The organism is Dietzia sp. UBA5065, from assembly GCA_002415925.1.
Taxonomy (GTDB): Bacteria; Actinomycetota; Actinomycetes; order Mycobacteriales; family Mycobacteriaceae; genus Dietzia.
The window spans coordinates 6,570-7,336 of record DIAZ01000123.1 but is presented as its reverse complement, the minus strand read 5'-3'; the positions used below and the strand labels follow the sequence as shown (position 1 = coordinate 7,336).

Here is a 767-nt window from a genome sequence, read left to right as displayed (position 1 = left end):
GGGCGGCCTGACCCGGGCCGTCGTCAGCCCGCGCTGACGGGCCGCTTCACGGTGCCGTCGGGGTAGCGCGCGAAGCGGGTCTGACCGTGGTCGTGGACGGGGTCGTTCTGCGGGAGGTCCCAGGTGCCGAAGACGCCGGCGCGGTACTCCTGCATCGCGGTGGCGATGTCCTCGCGGGTGTTGCCGACGAACGGCCCCTGCTGGACCACGGGTGCGCCGATGGGGCGGGCCTGCAGGATGAGGAACGCGGCGCCGTCCGCACCGGCGGTGACCGTCGCCGCCTCGGGCGCGAGCACGGCGGCGTCGTAGCCGAGCTCCTGCTCCCCCACCGTCAGCGCGCCACCATAGTTGTAGAGGACCCGGTTGACGGAGGGATCGCCGCCCGGGAGCTCGGTGCTCACGCCGGGGTCGAGGGTCACGATCCAGATGGCCAGGTGGTTCTCCGGCCGCGCGGCCCACGAGTGTGGCGGCGGGTCCAGGGCGCGGACTCCGTCGACCTCGCCGGCGATCAGCCGGAAACGAGCCTCGGAGCCCTCCTCGCCGCGCACCACCACGGGCGTCTCCTCGCCCCAGAACATGTCGAAGTGCGGTTCGGCCGATTTGTCCTCGGGCGCGAGGTTGAGCCAGATCTGGAACAGCTCCATCGTGTTGGGCCCCTCGGAGTCCAGCAGCGGGAACATCTCCGAGTGGGAGATCCCGGACCCGGCGGTGAGCCACTGGGTGTCCCCGTGGCCGAACCGGGCGGCCGCGCCGAGCGAGTCGGCGTG

Annotated in this window: 1 protein-coding gene; it reads right to left on the bottom strand. The window is 72.8% G+C overall.

What is annotated here, in order from left to right; genetic code table 11:
* Positions 1–23: 23 nt before the first annotated feature.
* Positions 24–767, bottom strand: a 744-nt coding sequence (locus B4M60_RS09560; RefSeq protein ID WP_291082808.1) for a pirin family protein, incomplete at its 5' end; no start/stop codon positions are given.